Origin of the sequence: Algoriella sp. (genome assembly GCF_036647415.1) — a bacterium.
Classification (GTDB): Bacteria; Bacteroidota; Bacteroidia; order Flavobacteriales; family Weeksellaceae; genus Empedobacter.
Map to the genome: position 1 here is coordinate 46,940 of NZ_JAVXKG010000011.1, position 14,511 is coordinate 61,450.

At 31.8% G+C, this 14,511-nt stretch carries 14 protein-coding genes; 10 read left to right on the plus strand and 4 right to left on the minus strand.

Features of this window, described 5'->3' with window-relative positions; genetic code table 11:
• Nucleotides 1-53: 53 nt before the first annotated feature.
• Both lysA and RSC72_RS06630 read right to left on the minus strand, forming a co-directional pair.
• Entirely contained in the window at nt 54-1,265 is a 1,212-nt protein-coding gene (gene lysA, locus RSC72_RS06625; protein ID WP_332578454.1) for a diaminopimelate decarboxylase, read from the minus strand.
• A 162-nt stretch (nt 1,266-1,427) separates the two neighbouring features.
• Nucleotides 1,428-2,561, minus strand: coding sequence for an MBL fold metallo-hydrolase (locus RSC72_RS06630; protein ID WP_332543699.1), 1,134 nt, complete (start codon nt 2,559-2,561; stop codon nt 1,428-1,430).
• A 169-nt stretch (nt 2,562-2,730) separates the two neighbouring features.
• Here RSC72_RS06630 and RSC72_RS06635 point away from each other — a divergent pair, with 169 nt between their 5' ends.
• The 5 genes from RSC72_RS06635 (at nt 2,731) to RSC72_RS06655 (ending at nt 6,374) form a co-directional block, all read left to right on the plus strand.
• Nucleotides 2,731-3,279 carry a YeeE/YedE family protein gene (locus RSC72_RS06635; RefSeq protein WP_332543698.1) on the plus strand — a complete coding sequence of 183 codons (549 nt, stop codon included), beginning with the start codon at nt 2,731-2,733 and terminating at the stop codon, nt 3,277-3,279.
• Between the two features lie 3 nt (nt 3,280-3,282).
• The gene (locus RSC72_RS06640; RefSeq protein WP_332543697.1) at nt 3,283-3,696 is read left to right on the plus strand and encodes a DUF6691 family protein; all 414 of its coding nucleotides are present in this window, start codon (nt 3,283-3,285) and stop codon (nt 3,694-3,696) included.
• 1 nt (nt 3,697) lies between these two features.
• Nucleotides 3,698-4,327, plus strand: a complete 630-nt coding sequence (locus RSC72_RS06645) for a Crp/Fnr family transcriptional regulator (protein WP_332543696.1) — start codon at nt 3,698-3,700, stop codon at nt 4,325-4,327.
• 338 nt (nt 4,328-4,665) lie between these two features.
• Complete coding sequence (locus RSC72_RS06650; RefSeq protein WP_332543695.1) at nt 4,666-5,583, plus strand: YeiH family protein; 918 nt, start codon at nt 4,666-4,668, stop codon at nt 5,581-5,583.
• Between the two features lie 422 nt (nt 5,584-6,005).
• Entirely contained in the window at nt 6,006-6,374 is a 369-nt protein-coding gene (locus tag RSC72_RS06655; protein ID WP_332543728.1) for a GreA/GreB family elongation factor, read from the plus strand.
• A gap of 75 nt (nt 6,375-6,449) precedes the next feature.
• On the opposite strand, the gene RSC72_RS06660 is transcribed toward RSC72_RS06655, so the two are convergent.
• Entirely contained in the window at nt 6,450-7,019 is a 570-nt protein-coding gene (locus tag RSC72_RS06660) for a DUF4256 domain-containing protein (RefSeq protein ID WP_332543694.1), read from the minus strand.
• A gap of 377 nt (nt 7,020-7,396) precedes the next feature.
• On the opposite strand from RSC72_RS06660, the gene RSC72_RS06665 reads away from it, so the two are divergent.
• Genes RSC72_RS06665 through RSC72_RS06685 form a run of 5 tightly spaced genes read left to right on the plus strand, consistent with a single transcriptional unit; the run spans nt 7,397 to nt 14,212 of the window.
• Nucleotides 7,397-7,969 (plus strand): helix-turn-helix domain-containing protein, encoded by a 573-nt coding sequence (locus RSC72_RS06665; RefSeq protein ID WP_332543693.1) that lies wholly within the window; start codon nt 7,397-7,399, stop codon nt 7,967-7,969.
• A 12-nt stretch (nt 7,970-7,981) separates the two neighbouring features.
• Nucleotides 7,982-8,800: a DUF3347 domain-containing protein gene (locus tag RSC72_RS06670; RefSeq protein WP_332543692.1), complete on the plus strand. Its 819-nt coding sequence runs from the start codon at nt 7,982-7,984 to the stop codon at nt 8,798-8,800.
• 24 nt (nt 8,801-8,824) lie between these two features.
• The gene (locus RSC72_RS06675) at nt 8,825-11,482 is read left to right on the plus strand and encodes a copper-transporting P-type ATPase (protein WP_332543691.1); all 2,658 of its coding nucleotides are present in this window, start codon (nt 8,825-8,827) and stop codon (nt 11,480-11,482) included.
• A gap of 44 nt (nt 11,483-11,526) precedes the next feature.
• Nucleotides 11,527-11,961 (plus strand): hypothetical protein, encoded by a 435-nt coding sequence (locus tag RSC72_RS06680; RefSeq protein ID WP_332543690.1) that lies wholly within the window; start codon nt 11,527-11,529, stop codon nt 11,959-11,961.
• Nucleotides 11,962-11,971: 10 nt separating this feature from the next.
• The gene (locus RSC72_RS06685; protein WP_332543689.1) at nt 11,972-14,212 is read left to right on the plus strand and encodes a multicopper oxidase domain-containing protein; all 2,241 of its coding nucleotides are present in this window, start codon (nt 11,972-11,974) and stop codon (nt 14,210-14,212) included.
• 47 nt (nt 14,213-14,259) lie between these two features.
• On the opposite strand, the gene RSC72_RS06690 is transcribed toward RSC72_RS06685, so the two are convergent.
• Nucleotides 14,260-14,511 (minus strand): hypothetical protein, encoded by a 252-nt coding sequence (locus RSC72_RS06690; RefSeq protein WP_332543688.1) that lies wholly within the window; start codon nt 14,509-14,511, stop codon nt 14,260-14,262.

A 14,511-nucleotide genomic window follows, 5' to 3' on the forward strand; every position in this document is an offset into this window, starting at 1 on the left:
TCCATAACGGATTGGGCTTTTAAAATACTATGAAATATATGAAAATTCTTAACTTAGAATTTTATTTCCTCTGTTGTAGCTAAAATATCTTGTAAATTTTCGCGACGACGAATTAAATAATCCTTATCATCAATCAATAAAACTTCTGCTGGTTTTAGGCGAGAATTGTAGTTAGAAGCCATCGAGAAGCAATATGCTCCAGCGTTATGGAATAATAAAACATCTCCTTCGCTAATCTCGTTTATTTTACGATTTGTACCAAAAGTATCCGTTTCGCAAATATATCCAACAACAGTATAATAACGAGAACGTCCTTCTGTGTTAGAAATATTTTCTATTTCGTGATGAGCACTATAAAACATTGGACGAATCAAGTGATTAAAACCTGTATCTATACCAGCAAAAACGGTAGAAGTTGTTTGTTTTATAACATTTACAGTTGCCAAAAAAGACCCTGCTTCAGAAACCATATATTTACCTGGTTCAAACATTAATGTTAATGGCTTGCCATAAGCTTTTTCAAACTCATTGAAACGAGCTGCTAAACGCTCTCCCAAATAATCAAGATCAGTTTCATCAGCTCCAGGATAATAAGGTACTTTAAATCCAGATCCGAAATCAATGTATGTTAAATCTTTAAATTCTGCTGCAACTTCAAATAAAATTTCTGCTCCTTGTAAGAAAACATCAATATCTAAAATATCAGAACCCGTATGCATGTGAACACCGTCTAAATGTAAACCTGTATTTTCTACAACACGTTTGATATGTGGTAATTGATGAATAGATATTCCGAATTTAGAATCGATATGTCCTACCGAAATATTTGCATTTCCTCCAGCCATAATATGTGGATTGATACGCACACAAACAGGATATTTAGGGAAATCTTGTCCAAAAGTTTCTAATACCGATAAATTATCAATATTGATACGAACACCTAATGCAATAGCGCTTTTTATTTCCGAATAAGAAACACCATTTGGCGTATAAATAATCTCTTTTGGTTTGAAACCCGCTAATAATCCCAATTCTACTTCTTGTATAGAAACCGTATCTAAGCCAGCACCAAGCGATTTGAAATATTTAAGAATATTAATATTTGTGTTTGCCTTACATGCATAATTTAACTTTAAACGTTTTACTGTAGAAAATGCATTTGTCATCTTTTCATATTGCGATTTTATTTTATTCGCATCATATACATACAATGGCGCACCATATTTTTGCACCAATTCTAATAGACGTTCTCTATTCAGTTCCATTTGTTTAAATTTTTGTTTAAAGTTAAATTTTCAGTTAGCGAAATTACATATTATTATTCATTTTCTGACGATAATTCATTTTAAACTTATCTTAAATTAATAAATGTGAATATTATTAATTTAAAAAAGGTTATTTTCGAATTATATTCTAAAGTATTGATTTTATTTATGCCACCATTCTTTAAAATTGAAAACAGAATCTTTCAAAAGTAGAGGTTCACCTATCATTGGTGTCAAAATATCAAAATTTTCCTTCTTTCCGTTGGCTATAATTTTATTTAATGGCTCGTCCCAAGCATGTCTTGCCAAAGCAAATTTACCAGAATGGACAGGAACAATATGTTTTACTTTCAAATCTGTAATTATTTTCGGTAAATCTTCGGGCAAAGCGTGTATGTATTTCCAAGCATCGTTATATTGACCATTTTCAAGAATTGCAAAATCAAATGGACCATATTTATCTCCAATTTCTTTAAAATGTGTGTCGTATCCGCTATCACCACCCAAAAATATTTTTTGTGTAGGAGAAGTTAAGACATAAGAAGTCCAAAGTGTCGTATTTCGTTTAAATTTTCGTCCAGAAAAATGTCTTGCTGGTGTATAAATTATTTTCAAACCATTTTTCAACTCAACTTCGGTATTCCATTCTTCTTCAATAAGTTGTTCTGGTTTATAATTCCATTTCTCGAAATGCGCACCAACACCCAACGGTAAAATAACTTTGTCTACTTTAGTTCGCAATTCTTTTACAGTCTTATAATCCAAATGATCGTAATGATCATGTGTAATAATTAAATAATCAATTGCAGGAAAGTCTTTTGGCTGATAGGTATCCGAACCTTCAAATGCTTTATTGAAAATAGGTAAAGGAGAACCGTATTTACTAAAAACTGGATCAATCAAAAAATTAACACCATCTAATTGAATATAATAAGAAGAATGTCCTAACCAAATAAAAACATTTTCTGATTTTGGAATTTTCTTTAAATCAGTTTGAAGATGTGGAATGCTATCTTTAGGTTTTAATTTTGAATCACTTTTACCAAACAAAAAATCCATTGAAACTTTTGTCATCGAATAACCTTCTGTTATTGCTGGTGTATGGTGTATATTCTGAAATTGTCCATCTTTATAAAGTTTTGATTGTTGCATTCGTTCCAATCTTTTTCCAGATGGTTCGGCACCAAAATCATCTTTTTGTAATACAAAAAATGTAACAATAGAAAGTAGTAAAATTATAGAAAGTAGGATGTAAAGCATTCGTTTTAAAAATTTTTGTTTATTGATTTTTTTCATTTCAGGTCAAAAGTAATTAAAACGTATAAGTTCTTGACGTTATATTTTCTTGTATTTTAGTTAAAATTGTAAGGATAGATTTAATTATTAATAAGATGTGTAACATAAGTAACTTTGCAAATGAAATAGAATTCTCATTTTTGTAAAAGAAACTAGAAAAGTATATATAATGGAATTTATCTTACAACCTTGGCCATGGTATATTGGCGGACCAATAATCGCAATTGTGATGTTATTATTGATTTATTTCGGAAAAAGTTTTGGTTTTTCATCTAATTTCAGAACAATATGTTCCGCTTTTGGAGCAGGAAACACATGTAGCTTTTTTGATTATGATTGGAAATCTCAAAAATGGAACTTATTATTTTTGGTTGGCGCAGTTATCGGAGGTTTTCTATCAGTACATTTTTTATCAGAAAATCAAATTCCAGCAATTTCAGATGCAACTATAACTAAACTACAAACATTAGGTTTTGAAAGTGCAGGAAAAGCATATTCGCCAACAGAAATATTCGAAATAATGTCTGTTAAAAACATTGTTTTGCTATTAGTCGGAGGATTATTGATTGGTTTCGGAACACGCTATGCAGGCGGTTGTACATCTGGTCATGCGATTTCTGGTCTTAGCGATTTACAAATGCCATCACTTATTGCAGTAATCGGTTTTTTTATTGGTGGATTAATTATGGTTCACGTTTTATTTCCTTTAATTTTTTAAAAAATGAGAAGTTTAGTTTATATCTTTTTAGGCGTTATATTTGGTGTAACAATGTACAAAGCCGAAACGGCATCTTGGTTCAGAATTTATGAAATGTTCAATTTTCAATCCTTCCACATGTATGGATTTATCGGATCTGCATTGGTTATTGGTTTGATTGGAATACAAATCATGAAAAAGAAAGAAGCAAAAGATGTTGATGGAAAACCAATTGTTATTCAACCAAAAACAAAATCAATTGTACGTTATCTAATTGGCGGAATATTTTTCGGATTAGGTTGGGCATTAGTTGGTGCTTGTCCAGGACCAATTTTCGTGTTATTAGGAGCAGGAGTTTTACCTATGATTATTGTAATTGTTGGTGCATTATTAGGAACATATTTGTACGGAATTATTAAAAATAAAATACCACATTAATATGATAAGAGAGAAAATAGAAGCAACATACCCGTCAGAATTTGAGGACGAATTATTAAATGAAATTGATAATTTAGGAACATTAGTAGAATTTAAAGCTAATGATATATTAATTGATTTGAATCAATATATCAAAGGAATGCCGATTTTATTAAGTGGTGCAATAAAGATTATGCGCGAAGATTTTGACGAAGGAGAATTGTTGTTATATTTTCTTGAAAAAGGCGATACTTGTGCCATGACAATGGCTTGTTGTTTGGGTAATAAGCAAAGTAAAATAAAAGCAATTGCCGAAACCGATGGCGAATTAGTCATGATTCCGATAGATAAAATGGACGAATGGCTGGCGAAATATCCTACGTGGCGCAAATTTATTTTTGATAGTTACAACAATCGTTTAGACGAAATGTTAGTGGCGATAGATAATCTTGCATTTAATGATATGAACGAGCGTCTCAAAAAATATCTGCTTGATGTTGCAAGTATCAACAAAGGTAATGTTGTAAACAAAACACATCAAGAAATTGCGTACGAATTAAATACTTCGCGTGTGGTGATTTCTCGTTTGTTGAAAGCCTTAGAGAAGGAAGGTTTTTTACAACTGAATCGAAATGTGATTACAATTAATTAATAATATTCGTTGTGCATTTTGAATTAAAATTCGTCAGTTCGAGTGATTTTTAGAAATGACACTTCGATAAACTCAGTACAAGAATGAATAAAAATTGTATCGAGAATAGAATTTTATCTTCTAAAACCTTATTCTCGATATAAAATTCTTACAGAATTCCACTCGAATTGACGGTTTAATTGCTAAAATTAGCTAAATGAACAACGGTTTAATAATAATTTTTATACAAAATCTCAATCAGTAATGATTGAGATTTTTTGGTTGTTTTTTCATCTTCTGTAACAAAAGTTACACTTTAATTGAATCATCCATTATATCTTTGTTGTGTATTTTGAATAATGATTGCACGACTATTTTATTTTGGCTTATTACTACTTACCTTTTTTCCTTTTATTAATTCTTCTATAGCTTTAGTTTTAGGAATTATTTACGGATTAATTTTCCAAAATTCGTTTGCAGAATTTTCTAAAAAATATTCGAAAAAGATATTAAATACAGCAATAATAGGTTTAGGTTTAGGATTGAATCTTCACGAAGCCGTTTCGGTAAGCAAAGATGGTTTTATGTTAACTTTAACCTCAGTAATAAGTGTTTTTATACTGGGTTTTATATTTTTTAGAGTACTAAAAACCAATAAAAATATATCATTATTGATTACTTCAGGAACAGCAATTTGTGGTGGTAGCGCGATTGCCGCAATTTCATCTGTCTTGAAACCAAAATCAAACGAAATAACCATTGCATTAGCAGCCGTTTTTATTCTAAATGCAATTGCACTTCTTATATTTCCGTACATTGGACATTTTTTTCAATTAAATCAATATCAATTCGGACTTTGGTCTGCCATTGCAATTCACGACACAAGCTCTGTTGTTGGAGCTGCAAAAATCTTTGGCGACGAGGCTTTACATGTAGCAACTACAGTAAAATTAAGCCGAACATTATGGATTTTTCCTTTAGCAATAATCATCAATTATTTTAGTAAACAAGAAGATTCATCATTCAAGTTTCCCTATTTTATTTTTGGATTTATAGCAACTATGTTAATCGCAACATATTTTCCAGAAGGAGAATCAGTTTATAAAATCTTGCAAGTTATCTCAAAACAATTGATGGTCGTTTCATTATTTATGATTGGTTCTATGATTAATTTTGAAGCAATAAAACAAGCAGGTTTCAGAACTTTATCTTTCGCAACGATCTTATGGATTTTGATTTCTTTTATATCATTGATTTTGATTCTTTCCTTTTATTAATTCTTATCAAATAGTTAATAATATTATTTTAAAAACAACAAAAAGGGCGCGCAAATTCTTTGAAAGTTGTTATTTGACGATTAAAGATTGTTTTATCTAAAACATTGTTGTAAATTTGATTTTTACATCATATAAGATTTAATGACAACAAAATTATATATCATATTAGCTTTTAGTTTATCTAGCTTGCAGTTGTCGTTGGCTTATTTACATGATGATACTTTCTTAAGAAGTTCTAAAGAGTTTATAAACTAATCCCTGTTACGATCCAAAACAGGGAAACTCCATTTACTTTTATATTTATTAATCGTTCAATTTTTTGAAACAAGTTTTACATAAAATAAGTGTGATTTATTTTTACCTATTTTAATGTTTGGGTCTGCGCTAAACTTTTTTCAAGAATGAACCAAGAATTTATCATTATGACAACAAATATTTTATTGACAACAGGTGTTTACGATTTAGTAAAAGATCATTTAAGAAGAAAAAAGGTAACTCAAGTTCAAGAAGAAATTTTATTAACAGAGTTAAGAAATGCAAAACAAGTTTTACGCAAAGATTTACCAGAAGAAATAGTAACTATAGGTAAAAAAGTAACACTAAAAGATTTGTCTACAAATCAAGAAATGGAATATAATTTTGTAGGACCAGATCAAGCGAAACCTAAAAAAAATAGACATTCTATTTTAATGGATGAAGGATTGGCGACTGTTGGTTACAAAACAGGAGATATTATTAATTGGCCAACTGCAGAAGGTGACAAAAAATATCAAATTCTAAACGTAGAGTAATAATCTCAATCTATTATATAACATAAAAACCTAGGCTTTTGCTTAGGTTTTTTGTTTTATTATAAATTATTCAAACTAAAATTCTGATAGTTTCACTTTTCCTCGAAAACCTCTCGCTGCATAATAAGATTGCGCACCGTTGTGATAAATAAAAACAGAGCCATAACGATAATCGCCAAAAATTGCGCCACCTAATCCTCTAATATTTTCGGGTGTTTCTAACCAACTTGACGTTTTTTGATCCACAATAACTACTTTTTGTAAAGCGCGATAATCTTGTTCAGTCAACAAATTTATTTTCATTGATTTTGCCAGATCAATTACATTATTTTTTGGCTGATGCTCTTTTCGAGAAGTTTGTCCTTCATAATCATATGCCAAACTTCGTCTTTCTTTTGGGCTTTCTGGCGAACAATCAACAAAATAAATAGACAGATTTTCGTCTAAATAAACAACATCAGGTTCTCCACCAGAAACTTCCATTTCGTTTATCGACCAAAGTTTTTCGGGTTGATGAATTAATTTTTCTTCAACAATTTTCCAATCCAAATTCGGATGACGAGAACTATTCTTCTCAAAACGTTTTTTTAAGATTGAGATTAATTCAGTTTCCTGTTCTTTCGTTAATGGCTTATTTCTTGACATATATTATTCGTAAATATCTAAATTACACCAAAATAATTATATTCGTATTTAATTCCTTGAGATATAATTTTACTTTGTGAAGAATAATGTCAAGTCATATTTTCTAAAAACTGCGAATAAGTAAAATGATAGATTATTTAAAAGTAGAAAAATTTGCTTTTTTTTGTTTCTATAAATTAAATAAAACCATTTTTTTTTTACAATAAAATATTGGCATAATTCTACTTGTCAATTCTACTTATCTACCATTAATCTGTAAATTATAACAAACAATCTTCTAATTGTATAACTAATTTTTATTGATATTTTAGAAATTTGTAGTTAACATAAATATACGAAAATTAAATTCGTAACTTACATTCACTCATTCAAAATATATGGAAAAAATAGCTAAATTATTCATTAAAAATATGGTTTGTCATCGTTGTAAAATTATGGTTGGACGAATTTTGAAAATGAATAACATCGAAACAAATCATATCGAATTAGGTGAAGTTGAGCTTAAAAATCCAATTGATACAGATCAGTTAGAGATAGTTAGGAATGAACTAGAAGAGCTAGGTTTTGAATTGATTGATGATAAACGTAGCAAACTGATAGAGCAAATAAAAACCTTGATTATTCAGATTGTTCATCAAGAAAATAACGAGCTTAAAGTGAATTTGTCCGATTATTTATCCAATCAAACGAAGATGGATTATAAATATATTTCAAATCTTTTTTCGGAAATGGAAGGGCAAACGATTGAGAAATATTTTATTCAACAAAAGATAGAAAAAGTAAAAGAATTGATGGTTTATGATGAATTATCGTTGAGTGAAATTGCTTTTCAAATGAATTATTCTAGTGTGGCACATCTTAGTGCGCAGTTCAAAAAAGTAACAGGTTTGACGCCATCGGTTTTCAAACAATTAAATCGCCATACACGTAAATCAATAGATAAAATCTAAAAACATAAACAGATGAAAAAATATAAATTAGTTTTTTTTGCAAGTCTTTTTGCGTTTTCTGCAAATGCACAAATAAAAAATCAAGAAACACAGCAAGTTCAGGTAAACGCAAATTGTAATTCAGCTAAAAATAGTATAGAATTGGCTGGAAATCAAAAAAGAGTTTCCAAGGTTGAGTATAATTTAGCTTCACAAACTGCAACAATTTCGTATGATAAAACCAAAACTTCTCAAAGCGAAATTTTAAAGAAAATTGCTCTTGCAGGTTTTGATAATGCTGAATATTTGGCACCAGACGAAACTTATGCTAAGTTGGGAAAGGATTGTCAATATCCACGTGATAAAAAAATGCCAACGAATCATCAAGGAATGGATCATTCGCAGCACAATTCGGTAAAGACTTCACAAGTCAACCAATTATCCCATGTTTTTGATGCTTATTTTTCTTTGAAAGATGCGTTTGTAAAAGCAAATGAAAGTGAGGTTTCGAAACAAATTAATAATTTTTCATCTTCGGTTTCTAAGGTAGAAATGGGAAAACTTTCGCATGAATCTCATATAGTTTGGATGAATGTTTTGACTGATTTAGAAACAATTTCTAAACAAATTTCTACTGAAAAAAATATAGAAAAACAACGCGAATTATTTGCTAAATTTTCAGAACCGATGTACAAATTAGCCAAAGTTGCACAGTTAGATTATACCGTTTATTATCAAAATTGTCCGATGTTTAATGGTGGTTCTAATTGGTTGAGTAAAGAAGAAAATATTAAAAATCCATTTTATGGAAATATGATGTTGACATGTGGAAGCACTGTTGAAAAATTATAAATTAATTCTATAAAAAAATCATAAATGGAAAATCATCAAATGCACCAACATTCTCCTGTTTATAGTTGTCCAATGCACCCAGAAGTGATAGGTGACGAAGGAGAAAAATGTCCAAAATGCGGTATGTTTTTGGTAGAAGTATCCGAAAATGCAAATTCTGAAACGTCGTCTAATGAATCTAAATCAATAGATGATAACGCTTCATGTTCGCACAAAAAAGCGGAAGTTATTTCGGATGAATACTATTGTCCGATGCATTGCGAAGGAGATAAAACTTACGATAAACCAGGTAATTGTCCAGTTTGTGGTATGCATTTGATGAAAAAAGAAAATTCCGAAATTAAATCTACTGACGATCATACTTCATGTTCGCATAAAAAACAAGAAATTAAAGAAACAGTAAAACACAATCACGCGAATTGTTCGCATGAGCAACACAATGCAAGTGAAACTGTATCTGCAACAGCTTCTAAAAAAGCGAATTCTGGCGATGTATATTATTGCCCGATGCATTGCGAAGGTGACAAAACTTACGATGAACCAGGCAATTGCCCAGTTTGTGGTATGCATTTGATTAAGGAAGAAAAACTGAGTTTGACAAATCAATATACGTGTCCAATGCACCCAGAAATCATCGAAGATCAACCTGGTTTTTGTCCGATTTGTGGAATGGATTTAATTCCTATTGTACAAACCGATTCGGCGGATAATGTTTATTATCACACCCGAAAAATGTTCTGGATTTCGGTAATATTAACCGTTCCCATTTTTATTTTAGCAATGGGAGAAATGCTTCCTGGTAACCCAATTGGTAAAATCGTAAGCCCGCAAATATCGGCTTATATTCAGTTCGTACTGTGTTTACCAATTGTTTTTTATACCTGTTGGTCATTTTTTCAACGTGCTTGGGTTTCTTTCAAAACGTGGAATCTTAACATGTTTAGTTTAATCGGATTGGGTGCTGGTGCTGGTTTTTTGTATTCAGTAGTAGGTTTGTTTTTTCCGGATTTATTTCCTGCAGAATTCAAAACGCATCACGGTCAAGTGGCTTTGTATTTTGAGTCGGTAGCGGTGATTTTAACTTTGGTGATGTTGGGACAAATGTTGGAGGCGAAGGCGCATTCCAAAACCAATTCTGCCTTAAAAGAGTTGATTAAATTATCTCCGAATGAAGCTTTTAGAATTGTTGATGGAAAAGAAGAAAAAGTAAGTATTGATCAAATTCAATTAGAAGATATTTTACGTGTAAAACCAGGAGATAAAGTTCCTGTTGATGGAATTATTGCCGAAGGTTTTGCAGATATTGACGAAAGTATGATTTCGGGAGAGCCGATTCCTGTCTCAAAAACGATTGATGATGAAGTGGTAGCAGGAACGATTAACGGAAGTAAAACGTTTTTGATGAAAGCAACCAAAGTAGGTGGCGAAACTTTATTGGCTCAAATCATCGATATGGTGAACCAAGCAAGTAGAAGTCAAGCCCCGATTCAAAAAGTAGTCGATAAAATTTCAAAAATATTTGTTCCAACTGTAATGATTATTGCTTTGGTAACCTTCTTCGCATGGTGGATTTTTGGTAATGAAAATCGTATAGCTTTTGCAATTGCTAATGCTTTAGCGGTATTGATTGTGGCTTGTCCATGTGCTCTTGGTTTAGCTACGCCGATGTCGGTAATGGTGGCTGTTGGTAAAGGTGCAAAAAATGGTGTTTTAGTGAAAAATGCTGAAGCTTTAGAACGTTTGAACAAAGTAACAACTTTGACTATTGATAAAACAGGTACGATTACCGAAGGAAAACCTGCGGTGGTAAACATTATTCCGTTTGAAGGTGCGAATAAAAATGAAGTATTGTTATTGGCAGCGAGTATGAATCAAAACAGTGGACATCCATTGGCACAATCTTTTGTTCATGCGGCAGAAAAAGAGAACTTGAATTTACATTCTATTCAAAATTTTGAAGATGTTGCAGGTAAAGGTGTAAAAGGTCAAGTTGATGGAAAAGAAGTGTATTTGGGTAATGAAGGATTGATGACGTTTGCGGCAATGGAAGTGCCGAAAGTTGATAGTACGAATACTTTGTCTTTCTTGGGTGTTAACGGTAAAGTGTTGGCTGCTTTTGAAATTTCTGACGAAATAAAAGCATCGTCTAAAGAAGCAATTCAAAAAATTAAAGACCAAAAAGTAGATGTGATAATGCTGACAGGTGACAACGAGCAAACTGCTCAGAAAGTTGCAAAAGAAGTCGGTATCGAACATTATAAAGCGAAAGTTTTACCACAAGATAAACTAAATACCATCAAAGATTTTCAAATCAAAGAACAAGTGGTAGCGATGGCTGGCGATGGAATTAATGATGCGCCTGCATTGGCTCAAGCTGATGTTTCGATTGCGATGGGAACAGGAACTGATGTTGCCATAGAAAGTGCTGATATTACCTTGTTGAAAGGTGATTTGATTGGCGTGTATAAAAGTATTGTATTGAGTCATAAAATGATGCAAAATATTAAAGAAAATTTAGTTTTCGCTTTCATTTATAATGTATTAGGAATTCCGGTTGCAGCAGGATTATTATATCCATTCTTTGGGATTTTATTATCGCCAATGTTGGCTGCCGCTGCGATGAGCTTGAGTTCGGTATCGGTGATTTTAAACGCCGCTCGATTGAATAGAGCAAAGATTTAGATTTAGTATAAAAGTGATGTTAATAAAAAATAAAAATTGAAATAATGAAAAATGTAAGATTGATTTTAGGAATTACAATTTTATCATCTTTAGTATTGATTTCTTGTCAAAATAAAGAAAAAGAATCAACCAAAGAAATTTCTCACATAGAAATTAATCAACCAAATAATATTAATTCTATATCAGAATTAGTATATAATATTGGAGATAAAGTTCCTAATAAACAGGTTTGCATGGTGAATAATGCGTACATGGGAAAAGACCAATTAGAAGTACCACATGATGGTAAAACTTATTATGGTTGCTGCAATATGTGTGTAGAAAGAATTCCGAATGATGAAACTGCACGAACAGCTAAAGATCCATTTTCTGGTAAAAGTGTGGATAAATCTGAAGCATATATCGTTTTGAAAGATAAGGCTGGTAATGTAGATTATTTTGAGAATGAAGCAAATTATAAAAAATATAATCAACAATAATTCATTGAAGATGAGGAAATTTTTGTGTTTAACATTTGTACTATCAACATTTGTTGTTTTCGCTCAGAAACGAGTAGAATATGATTTGTATGTTCGTGATACAATTGTAAATTTTGCGGGTAAAGAAAAACGTGCAATTTCGGTAAATGGACAAATTCCGATGCCAACGTTAGAGTTTACAGAAGGCGATACCGCTGTGATTCGTGTGCATAATGAGTTGAAAGAAGATACGTCTTTGCATTGGCATGGCGTGTGGTTGCCGAACAAGGAAGATGGTGTACCGATGTTAACGCAAATGGGAATAAAACCAGGTACAATATATACCTATACTTTTCCGATTATTCAAAATGGTACGCATTGGTATCACAGTCATTCAGGTTATCAGGAGCAGATTGGGATGTATGGTTCGATGATTTTTAAGAAACGAAAAAATGATCCAACTTTCCGAAAAGGAATAGACGATATTCCCTTTGAAACAGTGATGTTGAGCGAATGGACGAATTTAAAACCTGAAAATATTCAGCGAATGTTGCATAATGCAAACGATTGGGCGGGAATCAAAAAAGGTTCTACGCAAAGTTATGCAGAAGCGATACGAGAAGGTCATTTTAAAACAAAGTTAACTAACGAATGGAAACGTATGTTGGCAATGGATGTGAGTGATGTTTATTATGATAAATTCTTGATAAATGGGGCGAATGAAAGTCAATTAAAACAATATAAAGCGGGCGATAAAGTACGTTTACGAATTTCAAATGGTGGTGCGTCGTCTTATTTTTGGTTGCGTTTTGCAGGTGGAAAAATGACCGTTGTTGCAAATGATGGAAATGATGTAGAGCCTTTGGAAGTTGATCGTTTAATAATCGGTGTTTCCGAAACGTATGATGTGGTGGTAACAATTCCCGAAGATGGTTTTTCTTACGAATTTCAAGCAACTCCAGAAGATAGAACAGCTTCAGCTTCTTTATTTATTGGGAATGGAAAAAAGCAATTGATAGAGCCACTTCCTAAATTGAAATATTTTGAAGGAATGAAAATGATGAATGATATGATGAATTTAGATGGTTCGATGAATGATATGGGAATGAAAATGAGCTTGCAACAAATGGATATGAACACCGTGATGTATCCAGAAATTACAGGCGAATCGAAAAAGAAATCGAACAAATCAAAGAAAGATTCTACTGAAAATAATCAAGAAATGGATCATTCAAATCATTCAAATTCAACTTCTGATATTGTAACATTGAATTATGGAATGTTAAAATCGCCAGATAATACAGAACTTCCAAAAGATGCTCCTGTAAAAGAAATGCGTTTTGAATTGACAGGAAATATGAGTCGTTATGTGTGGAGTATGGACAATAAAGTTTTCTCAGAATCGGATAAAATTCCAGTCAAAAAAGGCGAAGTTTTACGCATTACGTTGTACAATAATTCGATGATGCGTCATCCGATGCATTTACATGGTTTCGATTTCCGTGTCATCAATAAAAATGGAGAATATTCGCCGCTGAAAAACGTGTTAGATATTATGCCAATGGAAACAAATGTGATAGAATTTGAAGCAAATGCAGAAGGTGATTGGTTTTTTCATTGCCATATTTTGTATCATATGATGGGAGGAATGAACCGCGTTTTTGAAGTAGGCGATTACAAAAATCCGTTGTTACCAAATAAAAAACATGCTTACAAAATGTTACAAATGGAAAGTAATATGAAACATTTTATGATAGAAAATGATTTTGCAACAAATGGTAATGATGGTATGTTGATGGTACAAGATGCGCGTTGGGCATTGACTTCGGAGTGGAGTTTGGGTTATAAACCAATGCATGGTTACGAAGTTGAAACACATTTGGGACGTTATTTCGGAAGAAATCAATGGTTTCAGGCATTTATTGGTTTCGATTGGAATCAGCATAAAATGGACAATGAACATGGAAATGTCGAAAAAAATATTTTTGGACAAGATACCGAAAGAAACAAAGGCTTATTTAGTGCAGGTTTTGTGTACAAATTGCCAATGTTGGTCGATTTTCAAGCAGAGGTTTATCACACAGGAAAAGTTCGTTTGCAGTTTATGCGCGAAGATATTCCAATTTCGAAACGTGTTCGTGCCGGAGTTATGTGGAATACAGACAAAGAATATATGGGCGAATTGAGCTATATTCTGAATAAAAATATGCACATCAGAACGCATTACGACAGCGATATGGGATTCGGTGTTGGTTTGCGATTAGTATATTAAGAATAAAAAAACGGATAAATTTTTATCCGTTTTTTTGTGCGTTATATTTATTCTTTTACAGTATCTTCTTCAGAGATTTCGTCTACAACAAGTGTAAATTTCATCGACTTTTTTGGATATTGAGTCAAACTAATATCACTACGATTATTAATGATAGAATTGATAAGCACTGTATCGCCAACCTTAAATTTTGCAACAGTTAATTTGTAATCTAATAAATAAGGACCACAAAAATAATTACCATTTTCATCCTTCTCAATTACACCTCTATAAATTCCTTCTTTCGTTTCTTTCGACAT